Below are 18,657 nucleotides of genomic sequence, written 5' to 3' on the forward strand. Positions count from 1 at the left end.
CGGGCTTCCGTCCGGCTCATGCTGACCCCCAAAAAAGGGCCAGCCTACCGGACAGATCGTGTGCTACTTAAACCGGTCATATCGTGTGCTACCGACACCCTTAGCGCCAGCCATTGCCGAATGCCATGCCTATCGGTTATAGAGATGTCTCGCGCTGCACCCGTAGCTCAGCTGGATAGAGTGCTGCCCTCCGAAGGCAGAGGTCACAGGTTCGAATCCTGTCGGGTGCGCCAGCGAATTATTGAAATTGAGAGGCAATCTGAAGGCATCTGGCCACCATCCGGTATGGCTGGAAATGCGGCCACCACCGCTCAATGAATAGTGACCTGACCCTGAAGATTTCCTCCAGATAGATTTAGAGTCCTGCTCCGGAGTGCTCCGCCCCCATTCCCTGGATTACCCAAGGCTGGACTTTCTTGCCCTTTTCGCCAGTGACGGGCTGGATGCGCCACCGGCGTTATGCGGCTGGATCGGGGCGCTTTGTCCGATTGCGCTTTGGGATCATTCCCCGTTGCAGCACCTGGCCCAATCCTCCTTTCTTGATCGTGTGCCATCAAGGCTCATGAACCCATGCACATCCTGGCGCCCGCGGAGGCAGGTGCTGAAGGTAAGACGGCCGCCCCAGCGGGCGGCCGCCCAACTTAACTGTGTGAGCTTACTTGCTGGCGAGATAATCGACCGGGATCGGCTCCGAGATCGTCCACTCGTCCACCACATGGGCCTTGCCGTTGTCGACGGCGGTGATCAGGTAGCGGCCCTTGTTTTGGTGGTGCAGTTCGGCGGTGAAGGTGCGCGGGCCGAACAGCGTCGGCTCGTCCTTCATCTTCTCGAGTTCGGCGACCACCGCATCGGCATCCGTCGACTTCGCGCGCTCGACGGCCTTGGCCCAGACGTCGATCATCACATAGCCAGGATAGACATACTGGCTCGACGGATCGGAGCCGGTCGCCGCCTTGTACATGGCGTTGAACTCGTTGACCTTCGGGTTCGGGTCATCGCCATGGACCGAGCCCTGGTCGGGCACGTAGAAGTTCGAGAGATCGGGCACCGCCGAGAGCCAGTAGCTGCCGGACATGCCAGAGCCGTTGAGGATCATCGACTTGATGCCGGCGGCGCGCAGCTGCTTCACGGCGGACACGCCGCCCGGCATCATGGTGCAGAGCATGATGGCGTCCGGTTCCTGCGGCAGGCTCTTGATGCGGGTGATCTGAGCCGCGATCGAGGCGTCGTCGTTCTTGAACGTGTCCTCGCCCACGAGCTTGGCGTCAGCCAACTTCGGCAGCATCCAGTCGAAGCCGTCGCAGATGCCCTTGTTGTATTCGGTCCAGGTGTCGAGCAGGCGGTAGAAAGTGCGGGCGTTCTTCTTGGTGTAAGCCCATTCCGCCATGGTGGCGCCCTGCACGGCCGCCAAGACCGAGGCCGAGAAGGAATGCGGGCCAACACCCTGGATGCCGGCCTTGATCGACTCGGCGCAGAGGAAAAAGGACACCTTGCCGGCGGCTTCCGCGGCAAGCGCCGCCGGTGCGCCGAAGTCATAGTCGCAGGACACGACCACGAGGTCGGCGCCCTTGTCGATCACCTCGAGGCCGGCCTTGGCGCCCTCGGCGCGGTCGGTCTTGGTGTCGGCGGCGACGATCTCGATCTGCTTGCCGAGCAGACCGCCGGCCTTATTGATCTCGTCGATGCGGATGCGCGCGGCATCTTCCGCCGGCTTGTCATAGGCCTGCATGAAGCCCGATTGCGCGGTGGCGAAGCCAACGACGATCTTGCCGTCGTCGGCCATGGCCATCGGCGCTGCGAGCATCAGCGCACCCAGCGCCGCGCCCAGTCCTGCTTGCAGAATGCTCTTCATTAACGTCCTCCTCTTGAGTTTACACTGTCTTCCCATCCGCCGGAGCCTTTGGCTTGCCCCAGCCGGAAAGCTTGTTGGACGGCCACACGAGCTCACGGTTCTTGGTGAGGCCGGAGGGCCGGTACATCAGGATCACGATCATAACGACACCGATGGCGATTTCCTGCACGCCCAATGGCAGGGCGAAGCTGGCGCCGCCGATGTCCACGCCCTTCTCCATCCAGCGCAGCAGCTGGATGATGATGGACAGGATGACGACACCCAGCACCGCGCCAGACAGCGAATTCATGCCGCCGACGACGAGCATAGAGAGGGTGATGAAGGTGAGACCGAGATAGAAGGTGTCAGGCGTCACGACACCGACGGAATGCGCGAAAAGCGCGCCGCCAAGGCCCATGATGCCGCCGGAAATCGTGAATGCGATAAGCCGCTCGCGCGGAATGTTAACGCCCGAGGCGGAGGCCGCCGTCGCCTCGTCGCGCGCGGCGCGCAGCGCCAGGCCGGACCGCGAAATCTGGTGGGCATAGGCCACCAGAACCACCGCGATGGCGCACAGGAAATAGGGCCAGACCACGCGCACGATGGGAATGCCGACGACGGAGCTTTGCGCCCCCGTGACACTGTCCCAGTTGGAATAGACCTGGATGATAACGGCCAGCACCGCGAAGGTGGCGATCGAGGCGGCGATGCCAGAGAGCCGCATCAGCACCTTGCCGGCGGCATAGGCGGCAAGGCCTGCGAAGATCACCGCGGCGAGAAGCCCCCAGCCATAGGCCAGCTTGTTGTCGAGGATGATGTCGGGAAGGCCCTTGAGCTTCGACTTCTTGATGGCGGGCAGCATGGTGAGCCAGGCCGTCATATAGGCGCCGAGGCAGGTGAAGCCGATGTGGCCGAAGCTGATGACGCCGGAATTGCCGATGAACACGAAAAGCCCGACCACCAGCACCACGCGGATGAAGATCTCGATGATCGTCTGGTTGAATGGGCCCGATCCCACGGCAAGAGCCGCCAGCTGCAGCACGCCGAGAATGACGATGAGGATGACCGGCGTGGTCCATGTGCGGGCGAGGATGGAGGGGCGGTCGGCCATGCGCTAGACCCTCTGCTTCGCGGCCTTGGAGGCGAACAAGCCGTTCGGCCGCCAGATGAGCATGACGATGACCGCGCCGTAGACGAAGGCATCACGGAAGGGCCGCGCGTCCGGTGGAAGCACCACCTGCATGATGACCGTGGCGGCGCCGATGAGATAGCCCGCAAGCACCGCACCCGGCAGGCTGCCGAGCCCGCCGATGACGGTGGCAACGAAGGCCACCAGCATCAAGTTGGCGCCCATGTTGATGTCGACCGTGCCGGTCTGGGTGACGAGGATGAGGCCCACGGCGGCAGCCAGCATGCCCGACACCGCGAAGGCCAGCATGATGACGCGGTTGGCGCGCACGCCCAGCATGCGCGCCATGGTGAAGTTCTCGGCGGCGGCGCGCATCTCGAGGCCGAAGCGGGTGCGTTTCAGGAAGACGGTGAGGGTAACAAGGATGACGATGGTGACGCCGATGGTGATGGCCTGCAGCGGCGGAATGCGTGCGCCCGCGATCTCGATCTGCCGGGTGAGGCTGGACCACAGGTCGATGGACTTGGGCCGGCTCGAATAGAGCATGAGCAGGAAATACTTGATGACGAAGCCCAGCGCGAAGGAGGCGATCATCATCGTGGCCGGATTGGCATTGCGGAAGCGGCGGAACACCACGATCTCGGAGAGGACCGACAGCCCAGCCCCCACCGCCAGGATGAAGGGCACGAGGATAACCGTGGGGAGGTTCCCCGCAAACACGATGGCCGCCGCGTCGATCGACGGCCACAGCATGGCGAAGACGCAGAAGGCGATGTAGTCGCCATGGGCGAAGTTGACGAGCCGCATGACGCCGAAGATCAGCGCGATGCCAAGGGCGCCCAGCGCATAAAGGCTGCCGAGGCTCAGCGCATCGAAGAGGACCTGCAGCAACGCCGTCATCTCAATGCTCTCCATATCCGAAATAGGCCTGGCGCAGCGCCTCGCCCCTGACGAGCTCGCGCGCATCACCCTCGAGCGCCACTTCGCCCGAGCGCATCAGCACCATGCGGCCGCCGGTGAGGCTCGCCCGCGTGGCGCTCTGCTCGACGATGAGCAGCGTGAGGCCGCGGCTGTCGCGCAGGCGGATCAGGGTCGCATAGACATCGTCGATGACCTTCGGCGCCAGGCCCAGCGACGGCTCGTCAATGGCAATGAGCCGGGGCCCCGCCATCAGGGCGCGGCCGATGACCAGCATCTGCTGCTGGCCGCCCGAGAGAACGCCCGCCTGCTGGTCCTTGCGGTCCTTCAGCATGGGAAAGACGGCATAGACCTGCTCGAGGTCCTTCGCCGTCTGGTCCTTGTCGGCGCGCATGCCGGTGCCAAGCCGGAGATTCTCCTCGATGGTGAGGCCGCCGAACACCTCGCGGCCTTCGGGAACCATGGAGAAGCCAAGCCTCGCGATATCTTCAGGCGGCTTGCCGGCGATCGGCCGGCCTGCAAACTGGATGAAGCCCTCGCGCGGGCTGACAACGCCGGCGATGGCCTTGAGCAGCGTCGACTTGCCTGCGCCATTTGGGCCAGTGACGAACAGCGTCTCGCCCTCTTCCACCTTTATGGACGCCTTGCGCAGCGCCGTGAGCTGGCCATAGCGGACTGAAATGTTTTCCACGGAGAGGAGACTCACAGCACCGCTCCTTCCGTTTCCGCCTGCGTGCCCATATAGGCGTGGCGCACCCGCTCGGACGCCTTGATAAGGGCGGGCGGCCCCACCTCGATCACTTCGCCGGAGTCCAGAACATGGATATGGTCGCAGATCGTCAACACCAGGCCGATGTTGTGTTCGATCAGAAGCAGACCGCACCTCACCTCCGCGATAATGCGGCGGATCAACTGGGCGAGATCATTGGCCTCCTCCGCCGACATGCCGGCGGCGGGCTCGTCGAGCAGCAGGTATTTTGGCTCCAGCATCAACGCGCGGCCGATGGCGACGCGGCGCTCATCCGTATAGGGAAGCCCGCCCGCGGCGCGCTCCGCGAGGTGCGGGATGCCGATCCATTCCAGCATCCGGTCTGCCTTCTTCGCGGCCTCGTGGCGGGAGAGGCCGAGGCCAACCCCCGTCACCTCCAGATTGTCGAGCACGGATAAGTCGGCGAAGAGCCTGCCCGACTGGAAGGTGCGGGCAATGCCCTTCTGCCGCACCTTGTAGGGCGGAACGCCCACGATGCTTTCGCCATCGAGGCTCACCGTTCCGCCGGTGGGCTTCTGGAATCCGGTCAGCACATTGACCAGCGTGGTCTTGCCCGCGCCATTGGGGCCGATCAGACCCGTCACCTTCCCGCGCGGCACGTCCAGCGTCACATTCGAGAGGGCGCGCAGCCCCTCGAAGGAAACCGAAACGTCCGATGCTGAAAGCGACTGGGCCATGACCCTCCGTTATCTCTTACTTTGCGTAATGACGTATGAGCCGCTGGCATCAAGCGCCGCGGTCCAGCCCGGTTCGATGACGATGGTGGTCGTCACCTCCTCGATGATGGCCGGACCGGCGATGCTCGCGCCCGCGCCCAGTCTGGCGCCATCATAGACCGGAGTCTTGGCCGATTTTCCTGACGCCTCGAAGATCGCCCTCCGGTAGCCCTTCAATGCCTTGGCGGCTGGGGCGCCCTTCTTCAGCTTCGGGGCCTTGGGCTTGCCGATGCGGCCATAGAGGGTCGACTCGATGTTGACCACCTCCACCGCATTGTGGCGCTCGGAATAGGTATAGAGCTCCTCGTGGCGGCGGTGGAAGGCATCCTTCACCTTCTCGATGGTCTTCTCGTTGATCGGGAAGGCGCCGATATCGACCGTGCACTCATGCACCTGGCCCACATAGCGCATGTCGAGGCTGCGCTTCACGTCGATCTGGCCAGCCTTGAAGCCGTCCGTCTTCAGATGCGCCACGCCCTGCTTCTCGATCTCGCCGAACAGCCGGTCGATGCGCTTGCAGGCAGCGGCATTGTCGAGCCGCAAGGGGGCCGTGGCCATGTAGTTGTACTTCACGTCCGAAATGATCTGGCCGAAGGCGCAGAGGCCCGACGCGAGCTTCGGCAGGATAATGGTGTCGATCCCCATCTCGCGGGCGAGGGCCGTGATATGCGCGGCGGTGGCGCCGCCCGCCCCCACCAGCACAAAGTCACGCGGGTCATAGCCGCGCTCCACCGAGACGCGGCGGATGCCGTTCACCATGTTGTTGTTGACGATGGTATACATGCCATAGGCCGCGCGCTCGACCGGGATGCCGAGCTTGTCCGCCACCTTGGTCTTGATCGCCTTCTTCGCCTTCTCGAGATCGAGCGGCAGCTTGCCACCGAGCAGGCCATCAGGATTCAGGTAGCCGAGCACGAGATTGGCATCCGACGTCGTCGGTTCCGTTCCGCCCTGGCCATAGCAGGCGGGGCCGGGTTCCGAGCCCGCCGATTGCGGGCCCACCTGGATCAAGCCCAGCGAATCGATCCACCCGATCGAGCCGCCGCCCGCACCCAGCGTTTCCACCTGGATCATCGGCACGCCGATCCTGTAGCGCAGAAAGTCGATATTCTTGTTGAGATTGGTGTGGCCGTCCTTGGTGAGCGTGATGTCGAAGGAGGTGCCGCCCATGTCCACCGTGATCACGTTCTTCTTCTTGAACGGGGCTGAGACATAGAGGCCCGCCTGCGGCGCGGACGCGGGGCCGGAGTTGATGGCATAGACAGAGCGGTCCGTCATCGCCTGGCCGATGGCGAGACCGCCATTGGACTGGAAGTAGCGCACCGGCTGCTTCGCCCCCAGCGAGCGGAAATAGGCGTCGACCGCCTTCACGTATTTCCGCATGACGGGGGCGAGATAGGCATTCACCACCGCCGTCGATGTGCGGGTATACTCACGCACCTGCGGATAGAGTTCCGAGCCCACGGTGAGGATCGCATTGGGCAGCATCTTGCGCACGATCTCGGCCGCACGGCGCTCATGCTCCGGGTTCAACACCGACCAGACGAAGGAAATGGCGACGGTCTCCACACCTTCCTTGGCGAAAAGCTCGCAGGCCGCGCGCACGTCGCCGTCGTCCATCGCGACGCGCACCGAGCCATCCGACAGCACGCGCTCGCGCACGCCCTTTCGCAGGTAGCGCGGCACCAGCATGGTGGCGGCGGGATATTCCGGATCGTAACGGAAGCCATCTTCCTTGTGGCCGTTGCGGATCTCGATCGAGTCCTCATGGCCGGCGGTGCAAATGAGGCCCGTCTTGCCGCCGCGATGCGTGATGAGCGCATTGAGGCCGACCGTGGTGCCGTTGATGCACAGGTCGCAGTCCGAGACGAGACCGGCGGGCGTGATGCCGAAGTCATCGGCGATCAGCTTGAGGCCGTTCTCGATGGCCTTGGTGGGGTCCGATGGCGTCGAGAGCGCCTTGAACAGCTTGACGTCGCCCGTATTGCGGTTGGCGACGACGAAGTCCGTGAAGGTGCCGCCCGCATCGATGCCGAGACGATAGGTGGTGCGCATGGCCCGTCCTCCTTCTCTCGCTTACGCCGCCGACCGCAGCCGCTTGGTGGCGGCCATGTCGACATCGAGGGTTATAGGATCGGTGATCACCACGCCATAATCTTCCGTGGCGCCCTTGATCGAGACGAGGCCGTTCTTGACATCCCACACCACCTTTTCGATCGGCCGCTCATAGGGGTTGCCGTATCCGCCGCCGCCGGGGTTCATGTTGGTGACGGTGTCTCCGGGCTGGATCGTCTCCATGATGTTGGTGCGCTTCACCTCGCTCTTGCCGCCGCGCGTCAGCATCACGCGGCCCACTTTCGAATCGATGTCCTTGGACTTCGCACCAGCCGCCCCCATGGCCGGAATGCGGCGGCCTTCGCCGAAGCCGATGCAGAGCATTTCCTTGTCGAGGGGTTCGACCTCCCATGCCGTGCCGGATCCGCCGCGGAACTTGCCCGCACCGCCGGAGTCCGTCATCAGCGAGTACTTGTGGATGATGATCGGGTAAGAATATTCGAGCAGCTCGACGTCGCCTGAGGTGAGCGCGCCGAAGCAGCATTCGGGGCCCACCGCGTGCCAGCCATCCTGCTGCGGCGTGGCGCCGCCGCCCGAGATGATGGTGGCGAGCACCATGGTGACGAATTCCTCGTTGGTGCGCGAATCCCAGCCGGCGATGTTGAGGCCATTGGCATGGCCCCAGCTCGCCGCCACCTTGGAGGGCATCGCCTTCTCGAAGGCAAGCCGCACCGCATCGGTCAGCGTCTCCATCGGCGTTGTGGTGCAATTCATGTGCGGGGCGGGCTCTGCCGCATTGCAGATCGTGCCCTTGGGCCCGAAATCGACCGAGACGCAGCGGTAGAGACCTTCATTGTAAGGCGGCGGCAGGGCGGCGAACATCATCAGGCCCAGATAGACGCCCGAATGCGAATTGCCCTCGTAGGAGTTAATGAAATAGGGAATCTGCGGCGGAGATGAGATGGCGATGTGGCAGCGGTCAGCCTTGATCGTCACCGTCGCCTTGATCTCGAAATCGCCAAATCCATGGCCCGCATCCTCGAGGATGGCAACGCCCTCATAGGCGCCGTCCGGCACGCTCTTGATGAGGCCGCGCATGTGGCGGTCCGCCATATCGAGGAGCTCGTTGATGCAGGCATCGACGGTCTTTTCGCCGTATTTCTCCAGCATGGCGATGAGGTTGCGCTCGCCCACCTGGCAGGCGCCGATGAGCGCGTTGAAGTCGCCCTCCTGGTCACGCCTGGCGCGCATGTTGGTGAGGATCATGTTGAGCACGTCATGGCGCGGCTTGCCGCGGTCCCAGATCTTCACCGGCGGAATGCGCAGGCACTCCGCATAGATTTCCTTGGCGTTCGGGTTGTAGCCAGCCGGCACCGGACCGCCGATGTCAGTCAGATGGCCCTTGCACACCGTCCAGTAGACGAGCTTGCCCTTGTAGAAGACCGGCTTGTACATGCAGGTGTCGATCGCATGGCTGCCGCCGAAGGCCGGGTCGTTGTGGAGGATGAGGTCGCCCTCATGGATGTCGCCCTCGAAGAACTTGGCGACCGACTTCATGGCGGGGATGAGCGAGCCCAGATGGATCGGGATATCCTGTCCCTGCAGGATCATCTCCGGCTTGGCGTTGAACAGCGCCGTCGAATAGTCATGCGCCAGGTTGAACACCGAGGAGCGCGCGGTCTTCTCCAGCGCCAGCGTCATCTCGCGCTGGGTGGTCTCCAGCACGCCGCGCACCACCGAAAGGGTGATGGGGTCCACCTTCACCGCCTTGCGGGCGGCCTTCTTTGCCCGTTTCTTGGCTGGCTTCTTGGCTGCTTTGGCCATTATGCGGTCCTCGCTGTTGCGGGCAGTGCAGGACGGCGCACTCCCCTGCCGGCGGCTGATTGCATCAGAGCGATGCCTTGAGCTTGTCGTAGAGCTTTGCCTGGTCGCGCCTCGCCTTCAGCGCCTGCGCCATGGTCACTTCCACGAAACGCGCCGGCGTGTGGGGCTGCAACTGCCCGATCAGGTCCATGTCGGCGGAAATCACGGTGCCCACCATGAAATAGCCGCCGCCCGACACCGCATCGCGGTGAAGCACGATCGGCTCCGTGCCGCCCGGCACCTGGATGGAGCCGTAAGGATAGCAGGCATCGACGATATTGGAGGGGTCGGAGCCCGCGCCGAAGGGCTGCTCGCGCGGCACGAATTCCAGCGGGCGTCCGCCGCGGAAGCGATAGCCGATGCGGTCCGCCTCCGGCGCCACCTTCCAGGTGTCGGTGAAGAAGTGCTTGCCCGCTTCCGCTGTGATGCGGTGCCAGTAGAGGCCGGGCAGCATGCGCAGTTCCGCCGGCATGCCCGGCGCGCGGCGCAGCTTCTCGGGAATGGAGCGGCCTTCCTTGGCGCCCCGGCCCTTGCCGACAGGCAGCTTGTCGCCCGCTTCGAGCTTGCGGCCTTTGAACCCGCCGAGCGCCCCCAGCGTGTAGGTGGACCGCGAGCCGAGAACCACGGGCACGTCGATGCCGCCCGAAATGGCGATATAGGCGCGGGCCCCCTTCTTGAGGAAGTCGAAGGACAGAGTCTGGCCCTTCTTCACCTTGAAGGAGGTCCAGGTCTCGCGCGCCTCGCCGTTGACCTTAGGCGGAAGCTCCGCGCCGGTGACGGCAACGGTCGCATCATCCGTGAACTGAAGTTCGGGGCCCATGAACACGGCTTCCAGCACCGCTGCCCCTTCCTTGTTGCCAACCAGGAGGTTTGCGGCCTTGAGCGCCAGGCGGTCCATGCCGCCTGAGAGCGGGATGCCGATGTGGTAGTAGCCCGGCCGGCCCAGGTCCTGCACCGTGGTCGAAAGGCCCGGCTTGATGACTTTAACGGCCATTGAGCGCCCCCATCAGCTTGGCGTTGTAACCATCCATGTCCTTCTTGAACTCGCCGAGATCGAAGGTCACGTCCTTCATTTTCAGGTTGAACTTGCCTTTCTCCACCGCGGCCACCGTCGCGTCGTATTCCTCGCGGCCGATGGGTTTCCACTTCACGATGTCGCCCGGCCGGAACAGGCACATGAACTCCTTCAGGTGCTTGATCTTCTGATTGGGGTCATAGATCGGCACCGGGGTGATGCCGAACATCTGGTAGCCGCCCGCACCCCGCACCGAATAAATGCAGCCGAAGCAGCCGCCATGGCCGACCGTGAGCTTCGGCGTATCCGTCCGTGGACGGAGGTATTTGGGCGACTGTATTTGCCGCTTGCGGTCCACCATCTGGTAGAGGAAGGGAAGCCCCGCCACGAAACCCACCATCGAAACGAACCACGGCGCTCCCGAATGCGCCTTGATGAAACCGTCGACGCCATCGAGGTTGTTGATGCGCGCGGTGTATTCGATGTCGGTCGATTTCGGGTCCTGGTGGCGCTCGCGGAAGCGCATCAGCGTCTCGTGCGTCCACGGGTCATTATAGAGCACTGGAATCTCGATGATGCGCGACTTGATGACGGGCTTGGCCTTGGCCGCCGCCTTTTCGATCGCCTTCAGCTCCTTGAGCATGTCCGAAGGCTTGATGACGTCCGGATCGAACTTCACCTGCATCGAGGCGTTTGCGGGGCAGATCTCGGTCACCCCCTTGATCCTAGCCTTCTTGACCGCCGCCGTCATGGACAGCGACTTGAAGAAGGCTTCGAGCGACATCTCCTCGTCGCACTCGACGAAGATGTGCTCGTCGCCTCCATAGGAATACCGCGTCTTCATTGCTGCGCCATCCTCCTCATGAGTTCAGTCTGTGGGCGTTGGCTTCGAGCCACGGCTCGAGCCAGCGCGTGTGGAAATCCGCCTTCGCGATGCTTGCGTCCCGCGCCAGCAATTGGTGCAGCGGCTTGGTGGTCGGCAGGCCTTCGACGCCAAGCTCGTCCAGCGCGCGGGCCATGCGGGCAATGGCGCCGCTGCGCGTCCCGTCCCAGACGATCAGCTTGCCCAGGAGCGAGTCATAGAAGGGCGGAACCTGGTAGCCCTGGTAGAGCATGGTATCGAAGCGCGTGCCGGGGCCGCCGGGAATACGCAGCGCCGTCACCGTTCCGGGGGCGGGCTGGAAATTTCTGGCCGGGTCTTCGGCATTGATACGCACCTCGATGGCGTGGCCGTTGATCCGCACGTCCTCCTGCCGGATCGACAGCGGCTCGCCGCCGCAGATGCGGATCATCTCGCGCACCAGGTCGATGCCGGTGATCATCTCGGTGACCGGATGCTCCACCTGGATGCGGGTGTTCATCTCGATGAAATAGAAGTGATGTGTCTCGTCGTCATAGAGATATTCGAGCGTGCCGGCGCCGCGGTAGTTGACGGCCTCGGCCAGCGCCACGGCAGAAGCGCAGAGCTTGTCGCGCACGGCCTGCGGCAGCACGGCGGAGGGCGCTTCCTCCCACACCTTCTGGCGGCGGCGCTGCAGCGAACATTCGCGCTCGAAGCAGTGAACCGCGCGCTGGCCGTCGCCTAAGATCTGCACCTCGATGTGGCGCGCCCGCTCGATGACCTTCTCGATATAGAGGCCGCCATCGCCGAAGGCGGCCTTGGCTTCGGCGGAAGCCTGCGGCATCAGCGTCTCGAATTCGCCCATGTCATGCGCGATGCGGATGCCGCGCCCCCCGCCGCCCGCCGCGGCCTTGATCATGATGGGAAAGCCGATGGCCATGGCGATGTGCCTGGCATGTTCCGGATCGTCGACCCGCCCGTCGGAGCCCGGCACCACGGGAACGCCTGCGGCCTCCGCTGCAACGCGGGCCGCCACCTTGTCGCCCATCACGCGGATCGAATCGCCTCTCGGCCCCACGAAGATCAGCCCTGCGGCCTCGACGGCATCGGCAAAACCTGCATTCTCGGCCAGGAAGCCATAGCCGGGGTGCACCGCGTCAGCTCCCGTTTCCTTCGCCGCCTTCAGGATGGCCTCGATGTTGAGATAGGATTTCGCGGCATGCGGCGGGCCGATGTTCACAGCCTCGTCCGCCATTTTCACCGCCAGCATCTCGGCGTCTGCCGCGGAATGCACCTGCACGGTCTTGATTCCAAGCTCCCGCGCCGCGCGGATGATGCGCACCGCGATCTCGCCGCGATTGGCGATGAGGAGCTTCTTGATGGCCATGCTCAGCCGATCTCCGCCAGCGGCTGCCCGGCCATCACCGGCTCTTCGTTCTCGGCGATGAACGTGATCTTGCCCGCGGCCTCGGCCTTCACCTCGGTGAAGGACTTCATCACCTCGATCAGCCCGATGACGTCACCCTTGGCGACCTTGTCGCCGTCATTCTTGTAGGCGGGCTTGTCGGGCGAGGGCCTGCGGTAGAAGGTTCCGGGAAGGGGCGAGAGAAGCTGGGCCATTGTCTGTCCTCGTTTCTGAAAATGTCAGGCAGCGTCGATATAGGGTTTCACGGCCTCGCGCACGGCTTTGGCGATGGCCACCGCATTGGGCGTGTCGGAGTGAACGCAGATCGCATCGGCCCTGACCGCGACGTCGGCGCCGCCAACACCCTTGACCTTGCCTTCGCGGATGGCGCGCAGGCACAGTGCGGCGGCATGGGCGGGGTCCTTCGCCTCATGCTCGCGGGTGATGATGAGCGAGCCATCGTCGCGATAGTCGAGATCGGCATAGAATTCGGCGATGAACCTGTGGCCGCGCGCGGTGTAGACCTTCTCGTGGAAGGTGTTGATCATCCCCATGAGCGGCGCCTTGAAGACATCCGCCGCATCGGCCACCGCCTGGGCCACCTCCTCCATACGCGCCGCCATGCCATAGAGCGAGCCATGCGGCTTGATGTGGTTCAAGGTCATGCCCTCGGCCTCGAGGAAGCCTTTGAGCGCACCCACCTGGTAGATGATGCAGTTGGCGAGCTCGTCACGCCCCATCTTCATCTCGCGGCGGCCGAAGCCCTGGAGGTCAGGGAGCGAGGGGTGAGCCCCCACCTTGACGCCGTGCTTCCTGGCGAGCTGCACCGTCGTGCGCATATGGTTGAAGTCGGAGGCGTGGAAGCCGCAGGCCACATTGGCCACGTCGATCAGGGGCATCAGCCCCGCGTCGTCGCCCATTTTATAGAGGCCGAACGCCTCGCCCATGTCACAGTTGATGACTGTCACCTGAACCTCCCGCCCTGTACATCCTGCGCTTAAGCGCCATCTCTCCCAAGAGCTTGCGGGACAACGGAAATATTGTAAAATCAGAAAAACTGTATCCCGCTATCGGAAAATCAGATATGACGCTGTCGCTCAAACAGGTGCGCTATTTCATCGCTACGGCGGATGCGGGCCAGGTCAGCCAGGCGGCGATCGAGCTCAACGTCTCGCAATCGGCGGTGACGGCGGCGATCAAGCAGCTGGAGGAGGACACCGGAGTTTCGCTGTTCAAGCGGCTGCCCAGCGGTGTCTCGCTCACCGCCGAGGGGGCGCGCTTCCTGCAACATGCCCGCAACATCATGGCGGCGGTGAATGCAGCGCAGCATGCGCCGCTGACCGAGGATACGGCGATCAGCGGCACGGTGCGGATCGGCGTCTCCTACACGGTCGCGGGCTATTTCCTGCCGCGCCACTATACCCGCTTCGCGCGCAGCTACCCGCGCATCCGGGCGGAGCTCTATGAGCTTCCACGCAATGCGATCGAGGGCGGCCTCAAGGACGGCTCGCTGGACCTGGCCGTCATGCTGGTCTCCAACCTGCAGGACAGGAAGCGGCTGGTCTTCGAAACTCTGATCCGCTCCCGCCGCCGGCTGTGGCTGCCGGTCGAGCACAGGCTGCTGACGGCGGAAGCGATTGCGCTTGAGGACGTGGCGGCGGAACCCTATGTCATGTTGACCGTCGATGAAGCCAACCTGACTGCCGGACGCTATTGGAAGCCCACCGGGCTGAGGCCGAACGTCATCTTCACCACGTCTTCGGTCGAGGCTGTGCGTTCCATGGTGGCCGACGGCATGGGCGTTACCATTCTCTCCGACATGGTCTACCGCCCCTGGTCGCTCGAAGGCCAGCGCATCGAGCTGCGCAACATCGTGGCGGATATTCCGACAATGGATGTCGGGCTGGCCTGGAACCCCGCGAAAGAACTGGGTCCGGCGGCGCGCACCTTCCATGAGTTCATGAGCCTGTCCTTCGGCGGAGCGGGCAACTGAGGCTGGCGGGCGCGATGCTCACGCGCCGGAAAACAGGCGTCCCGCCGGTGTGGCGGTGATCGCGCCATCCGCCGCGCGCGACAGGAACAGCGCGTCGAGACCAAGCCGTGCGGCGAGTGCGCCACCCTCGGCGGCCCCCAACACCATCAGCGCCGTCGCCCAGCCATCGGCTTCGGCACAGGTGCCGGCGACGACTGTCACCGAAGCGGGGCTCGCGGTGAGCGGCGCGCCGCGCCGCGGGTCCATCGTATGCGACAACCTGCGGCCGCCGACGTCGACCCAGTGGCGATAATCGCCCGAGGTCGCCACCGCGCCATCCTCCAGCGCCAGCACCGAATGCGTCGCACGGCGCTCGGGGTCCGGCTGCTCCACCGCGATGCTCCACGGCTGGCCATCCGGCCGCAGGCCTGCCGCCCGCATTTCGCCGTCGATCCCGGCGAGAAAGGCGTGGATACCGAACTCCTGCAGCGTCTCCGCCAGCCGGTCCACGCCGTAGCCCTTGGCGATGCCATTAAGGTCGAGGGTGATCGCCCCGGTCTTCCTCAAGCGGCCTTCGCCAATCTCGAGCGTCTCCCAGCCCGGCCGGCGCTTCGCCGACAATGCGATGCGGATGCGCTCGCCGGTGGCCTGGCCGGGGCCGAAGCCCCACGCCGTCACGGCGTCACCCATCCCCACATCGAAGGCCCCGCCCGAGTCACGCCCGATGGCAAGCCCAAGCCGCAGCACGTCGAGCAGCCGGCGCGGCGCGTCCATCCATTCGCCAACGGGGGCGCGGTTGATGCGCATCAGGTCGCTGCCGGGCTTCCAGCCCGACATCTGCTGGTCCACCTCGTCCACCGCATCCTGCAGCGCCGCTTGCAGCGGAGCGACGTCAAAACGCGCATCGGTGAAGAACAGCGCCGACCAGCGCGTGCCCATGGTCGCGCCATTCAGCGCATGGCGTGCCGGTTCAGTAGACATCTTCGGCATAGCGTCCTTCGGCCCGCAGCAGCTCGGGGGTCAATCCCGTGGGCGCCAGCATGTGCGCCAGCGCCTGGCTCACGCCGGCGGCCATGCCGCGCCCGCCGCACACCATGATGCGCGCACCCTCGCGGATCAGCTTCACCACCTCCTGCGCCTCGGCGCGCAGCGCGTCCTGCACATAATGCGGCCTCCTGCCGCGCGAGGCCGCGGTGACGAGGCTCGTCAGGCGGCCCTCCGCATGCCACTGCATCATCTCCTCGCCATAGAGAAAGTCGCTCGCCGCATGGCGCATGCCGAAGAACAGGTGCATGGCGCGGTGCTGCGCATTGGCGCGGATGAAGCCCGCCAGCGGCCCGATGCCGGAGCCGGCGCCGACGAGGATCACCGGCACCTTGCCCCCGTCCACGCGGAAGGCCGGATTGGGCTTGAGGAAAGCGAGTGCCGTGCCGCCCGGCTCCATCATGGTCAGCTGGCCGGAGCACAACCCGCCAGGCTGGCGGCGCACCACGATCTCGATGAAGCCGTCGTCAGACGCAGACGCCAGCGAATAGAAGCGCGGCACGGTGGAACCCTGCGGGATCACCCCCAGAAGATCGCCCGCTTCAAAGCGCGCAAAGCCTGCGCCGGCGAGGCGCTGCCACAGCGAGGACTTTGGCACGGCAAAGCGCAGGATGGCGCTCGGCGCCTGCACCTCCGCGCCATAATCGCGGCGCGAGACCAGCGTGATCGCGGTCGCCGCGGGCAGCACAGGCTGGTGTTCGAGGCTGAGCGGCAGGCCCAGCACGGCGCCGAGGTTACTGCCCCAGCGCGCGAAATCCTGCGGCGACTGGCGATCGACCGTGGCGACGCCGGGCATCTGCTGCCAGCCCTTCGCCGCTGCAAGCGATGCAACACGCTGCGCATAACCGCAGAAAGCGGGGAAGCTCGAATCGCCAAAGCCCAGCACCGCCAGCTGCGCCGCGGGCGGCGTCTCCATCGCCTCGAGCTTCGCGAGAAAGCCCTTGGCCGAGGCCGGTTCGCCGCCATTGCCATAGGTCGCGGCAAGGATGAGAACGCGATGTGCATGCTGGAGCTTCGCCGCATCGAAGGACGACAGCGCCGCGGCATGCACCTGCAAGCCGGCGTCATGCAGCGCCTTGTGGAGCGTCGCGGCGAAGCCCCAGGTGCTGCCGCCCTCGCTGCCGGCGAGGATCACCGTATCGGCCCTGGCGAGCGGCGCATTGTTGTGGATGCGCGGCCGGCTGCGGCGGCCGGCGAGCCAGATCAGCGTGCCGGTGGCGCCCATCAGCGGCACGCTCAGCGCCATCAGACCGAGGACCAGGCCCAGCACCGAAGCGCCCTGCCCCGTATGCAGCATATAGATGGTCTCGGACACGCGCTCCCAGCCGCTGAGCGTCTGCCAGGCCAGCAGCGCGCCATTGCCCTGGTCGATATAGCCGGTGCCCGTGTCGGTCTTCACGGTGAAGACATCGGTCGCATCATCGGCCGCCGGGACGGAGAGCTCGCGCAGGCTCGTCACCGGCGTGCCTTGCAGGAAATTGATCGCCGACACCTTGACCCCGGTGTTACCGCTGACCGTGGCGGGAATCGCCAGCGCCGCCGGCTGGTCGGGCAGCAGGCCAAAGGCCGAGGCCGTCATATAAAGCGCCGTGACGGAGGACAGCATGAGGCCCACCACCGCAATGCGCGCGATCTCGACATGGAGGCGCCCTGCGAGCGGGCCCTTGATGGGCGCGAACCAGCGCCGCCAGCCGCCCGCACGCCGCGCCACCAGCAGCATACCGGACACGGCAAGCACCAGCATCGCCAGCGCACCCAGCGCCATCACGATGCGCCCGCCATCCTCGAGGAACAGCGAGCGGTGGAAGTTGGTGAGCCAGCGCTGCACCGGGTTCGGATCGGCGGAGGCCACCGCCTTGCCTGTGGCCGGATCGATGGTCGCCGCCTCGGCCACGTCGCCGTTGAACCAGTAGGCGGTGATGCGGCCCGAGGGTGACCGCTTGATCTGCTCGACGCCCGGATAGCGCGCCGCGATGCGGCCGGCGAGATCCGCCACGCTCAAGGAGGTCTCTGCCTGCGGCGCCGTAAGGCGGTCGGCCGCCGGGAACACCGACAGCGCGGCGCCGCTCAGCGCCAGCATGAGGACGGACAGCAGGGCGAGAAGCCCCGGCCAGCGGTGCAGCAAGCGGATCATCGATAGCGGGCCTTACATCGAATAGGTGAAAGAGGAGATATAGCGGCGGCCCTTCACGGGCGTGCCGGCGCCGGCCGAAGTGAGCGGCACCACCACGTCATTGGGGCTCTCGCGCAGGTTCTCGGCCGCGGCGTCGATATGCAGCTTGTAGCCCTGGTCGAACAGCGCATCCTTGAGGTCCAGCGTCACCTCCAGAGTGCGGCCCGAGCCGACCGAGGCGCCGGTGATGCCGTTGATCTGCGAGGTGTCGCCGCCGGTGGCATTGTACCAGCCGGCGAGGTGCTGGAAGTAGCGGGTGCGCGAACCGGCAAGCCACAGGCTGCCGGCATATTTGTTGTTCTTGTCGGTGACGTAGAGCGCCAGATAGGCATTGTTGCCGCCGTAATCCTTAAGCTGCGCGCTCAGCGTCACGGGCCTGGCCATGGCCGCCGCAGGGAAGGAGAGCGCCGTGGTGAGCGCCAGGGCGGCAAGAAGGGACTTCATCATCGTCGGGATTCTCCGAAGCTCGGCGTCAGCGTTACTTGACCTGCACCTTGGGCGCGGTGCTGTTGTCGAACAGCCCGTTCTGCGGCGGCGGAACGCTGCCGGCGGGGGCGGGCGCCGCGGCGGCCGGGCCGCAATTGCCATCGTCGTCCTCGCATTCGTCCTCATCGTCATCGTCCGATCCGCGGCGGCTGACGCTGCCGCCTTCCTTCTCGTGGTCATCGTCCTCGGCCAGCATCATCGGGCGCTGCTGGTCATCCGATCCGAGACGTGTTGACAGCGGCGACACGGTCTCGCCCGTGGCTGCCTTATGCAGCGCGCTCCAGGCGGGAAGTGCGATAGTCGCGGTCAGGGCGGCGGAAGCGAAAAGCAGGGTCAGCGTCTTTTTGGTCACGTCAGGGTCTCCTTGTGTTAGCGCCTCGCAACCTGCAGCGGGCAACTGAGCGCTTCCTGACGGCGGCGAATTTTCCGCTTCAGCTTGC

17 protein-coding genes and 1 tRNA gene are annotated in these 18,657 nt (G+C 65.0%); 2 read left to right on the top strand and 16 right to left on the bottom strand.

What is annotated here, in order from left to right:
- Positions 1–156 precede the first annotated feature (156 nt).
- Positions 157–233, top strand: a tRNA-Arg gene (locus tag IOC82_RS13680).
- 422 nt (positions 234–655) lie between these two features.
- Here the strand turns inward: IOC82_RS13680 and IOC82_RS13685 are convergent.
- The 12 genes from IOC82_RS13685 to pxpA all read right to left on the bottom strand — a co-directional run bounded on the left by IOC82_RS13685 (position 656) and on the right by pxpA (position 13,510).
- Entirely contained in the window at positions 656–1,852 is a 1,197-nt protein-coding gene (locus IOC82_RS13685; RefSeq protein ID WP_290546758.1) for an ABC transporter substrate-binding protein, read from the bottom strand.
- Positions 1,853–1,871: 19 nt separating this feature from the next.
- Complete coding sequence (locus IOC82_RS13690; protein WP_290546759.1) at positions 1,872–2,942, bottom strand: branched-chain amino acid ABC transporter permease; 1,071 nt, start codon at positions 2,940–2,942, stop codon at positions 1,872–1,874.
- Positions 2,943–2,945: 3 nt separating this feature from the next.
- Positions 2,946–3,860: a branched-chain amino acid ABC transporter permease gene (locus IOC82_RS13695; protein WP_290546760.1), complete on the bottom strand. Its 915-nt coding sequence runs from the start codon at positions 3,858–3,860 to the stop codon at positions 2,946–2,948.
- A gap of 1 nt (position 3,861) precedes the next feature.
- Positions 3,862–4,584, bottom strand: a complete 723-nt coding sequence (locus tag IOC82_RS13700; protein WP_290546761.1) for an ABC transporter ATP-binding protein — start codon at positions 4,582–4,584, stop codon at positions 3,862–3,864.
- Positions 4,581–5,324, bottom strand: coding sequence for an ABC transporter ATP-binding protein (locus IOC82_RS13705; RefSeq protein WP_290546762.1), 744 nt, complete (start codon positions 5,322–5,324; stop codon positions 4,581–4,583). The genes IOC82_RS13700 and IOC82_RS13705 overlap by 4 nt, the downstream gene beginning before the upstream one ends.
- 9 nt (positions 5,325–5,333) lie before the next feature.
- A complete protein-coding gene (locus IOC82_RS13710; protein ID WP_290546763.1) occupies positions 5,334–7,418 on the bottom strand; it encodes a hydantoinase/oxoprolinase family protein in 2,085 nt (694 codons plus the stop codon).
- A gap of 21 nt (positions 7,419–7,439) precedes the next feature.
- Entirely contained in the window at positions 7,440–9,242 is a 1,803-nt protein-coding gene (locus IOC82_RS13715) for a hydantoinase B/oxoprolinase family protein (protein ID WP_290546764.1), read from the bottom strand.
- Positions 9,243–9,306: 64 nt separating this feature from the next.
- Positions 9,307–10,275, bottom strand: a complete 969-nt coding sequence (locus IOC82_RS13720) for a biotin-dependent carboxyltransferase family protein (RefSeq protein WP_290546765.1) — start codon at positions 10,273–10,275, stop codon at positions 9,307–9,309.
- The gene (locus IOC82_RS13725; RefSeq protein WP_290546766.1) at positions 10,265–11,140 is read right to left on the bottom strand and encodes an allophanate hydrolase subunit 1; all 876 of its coding nucleotides are present in this window, start codon (positions 11,138–11,140) and stop codon (positions 10,265–10,267) included. The genes IOC82_RS13720 and IOC82_RS13725 overlap by 11 nt, the downstream gene beginning before the upstream one ends.
- Positions 11,141–11,156: 16 nt before the next feature.
- The gene (locus tag IOC82_RS13730) at positions 11,157–12,524 is read right to left on the bottom strand and encodes an acetyl-CoA carboxylase biotin carboxylase subunit (RefSeq protein WP_290546767.1); all 1,368 of its coding nucleotides are present in this window, start codon (positions 12,522–12,524) and stop codon (positions 11,157–11,159) included.
- Between the two features lie 2 nt (positions 12,525–12,526).
- A complete protein-coding gene (locus tag IOC82_RS13735) occupies positions 12,527–12,757 on the bottom strand; it encodes an acetyl-CoA carboxylase (protein ID WP_290546768.1) in 231 nt (76 codons plus the stop codon).
- A 24-nt stretch (positions 12,758–12,781) separates the two neighbouring features.
- Positions 12,782–13,510, bottom strand: a complete 729-nt coding sequence (pxpA, locus tag IOC82_RS13740; RefSeq protein WP_290546769.1) for a 5-oxoprolinase subunit PxpA — start codon at positions 13,508–13,510, stop codon at positions 12,782–12,784.
- A 116-nt stretch (positions 13,511–13,626) separates the two neighbouring features.
- Between pxpA and IOC82_RS13745 the strand changes: the two genes are divergently transcribed.
- A complete protein-coding gene (locus IOC82_RS13745; protein WP_290546770.1) occupies positions 13,627–14,535 on the top strand; it encodes a LysR family transcriptional regulator in 909 nt (302 codons plus the stop codon).
- Between the two features lie 18 nt (positions 14,536–14,553).
- Here the strand turns inward: IOC82_RS13745 and IOC82_RS13750 are convergent, their stop codons facing one another.
- From IOC82_RS13750 to IOC82_RS13765, 4 genes are read right to left on the bottom strand one after another with little or no spacing between them, the layout of a single operon-like run.
- On the bottom strand, positions 14,554–15,504 hold the full coding sequence (locus IOC82_RS13750; protein ID WP_290546771.1) for an FAD:protein FMN transferase: 951 nt from the start codon (positions 15,502–15,504) through the stop codon (positions 14,554–14,556).
- Entirely contained in the window at positions 15,485–17,692 is a 2,208-nt protein-coding gene (locus IOC82_RS13755; protein ID WP_290546772.1) for a PepSY domain-containing protein, read from the bottom strand. Before IOC82_RS13755 ends, IOC82_RS13750 begins: the two co-directional genes overlap by 20 nt.
- Positions 17,693–17,704: 12 nt before the next feature.
- Positions 17,705–18,175: a DUF2271 domain-containing protein gene (locus tag IOC82_RS13760; RefSeq protein WP_290546881.1), complete on the bottom strand. Its 471-nt coding sequence runs from the start codon at positions 18,173–18,175 to the stop codon at positions 17,705–17,707.
- Between the two features lie 34 nt (positions 18,176–18,209).
- Positions 18,210–18,569 carry a hypothetical protein gene (locus IOC82_RS13765; protein WP_290546773.1) on the bottom strand — a complete coding sequence of 120 codons (360 nt, stop codon included), beginning with the start codon at positions 18,567–18,569 and terminating at the stop codon, positions 18,210–18,212.
- Positions 18,570–18,657: the final 88 nt, after the last annotated feature.

Origin of the sequence: Aestuariivirga sp., from assembly GCF_020252395.1 — a bacterium.
Classification (GTDB): Bacteria; Pseudomonadota; Alphaproteobacteria; order Rhizobiales; family Aestuariivirgaceae; genus Aestuariivirga.

Bases quoted from the DNA above. Each gene is read 5' to 3' on its own strand.
- IOC82_RS13705 (WP_290546762.1), bottom strand. From the start codon at position 5,324: ATGGCCCAGTCGCTTTCAGCATCGGACGTTTCGGTTTCCTTCGAGGGG.
- IOC82_RS13755 (WP_290546772.1), bottom strand. From the start codon at position 17,692: ATGATCCGCTTGCTGCACCGCTGGCCGGGGCTTCTCGCCCTGCTGTCC.
- IOC82_RS13690 (WP_290546759.1), bottom strand. From the start codon at position 2,942: ATGGCCGACCGCCCCTCCATCCTCGCCCGCACATGGACCACGCCGGTC.
- IOC82_RS13730 (WP_290546767.1), bottom strand. From the start codon at position 12,524: ATGGCCATCAAGAAGCTCCTCATCGCCAATCGCGGCGAGATCGCGGTG.
- IOC82_RS13710 (WP_290546763.1), bottom strand. From the start codon at position 7,418: ATGCGCACCACCTATCGTCTCGGCATCGATGCGGGCGGCACCTTCACG.
- IOC82_RS13745 (WP_290546770.1), top strand. From the start codon at position 13,627: ATGACGCTGTCGCTCAAACAGGTGCGCTATTTCATCGCTACGGCGGAT.
- IOC82_RS13725 (WP_290546766.1), bottom strand. From the start codon at position 11,140: ATGAAGACGCGGTATTCCTATGGAGGCGACGAGCACATCTTCGTCGAG.
- IOC82_RS13715 (WP_290546764.1), bottom strand. From the start codon at position 9,242: ATGGCCAAAGCAGCCAAGAAGCCAGCCAAGAAACGGGCAAAGAAGGCC.
- IOC82_RS13735 (WP_290546768.1), bottom strand. From the start codon at position 12,757: ATGGCCCAGCTTCTCTCGCCCCTTCCCGGAACCTTCTACCGCAGGCCC.
- IOC82_RS13760 (WP_290546881.1), bottom strand. From the start codon at position 18,175: ATGAAGTCCCTTCTTGCCGCCCTGGCGCTCACCACGGCGCTCTCCTTC.
- IOC82_RS13750 (WP_290546771.1), bottom strand. From the start codon at position 15,504: ATGCCGAAGATGTCTACTGAACCGGCACGCCATGCGCTGAATGGCGCG.
- IOC82_RS13685 (WP_290546758.1), bottom strand. From the start codon at position 1,852: ATGAAGAGCATTCTGCAAGCAGGACTGGGCGCGGCGCTGGGTGCGCTG.
- IOC82_RS13695 (WP_290546760.1), bottom strand. From the start codon at position 3,860: ATGACGGCGTTGCTGCAGGTCCTCTTCGATGCGCTGAGCCTCGGCAGC.
- IOC82_RS13720 (WP_290546765.1), bottom strand. From the start codon at position 10,275: ATGGCCGTTAAAGTCATCAAGCCGGGCCTTTCGACCACGGTGCAGGAC.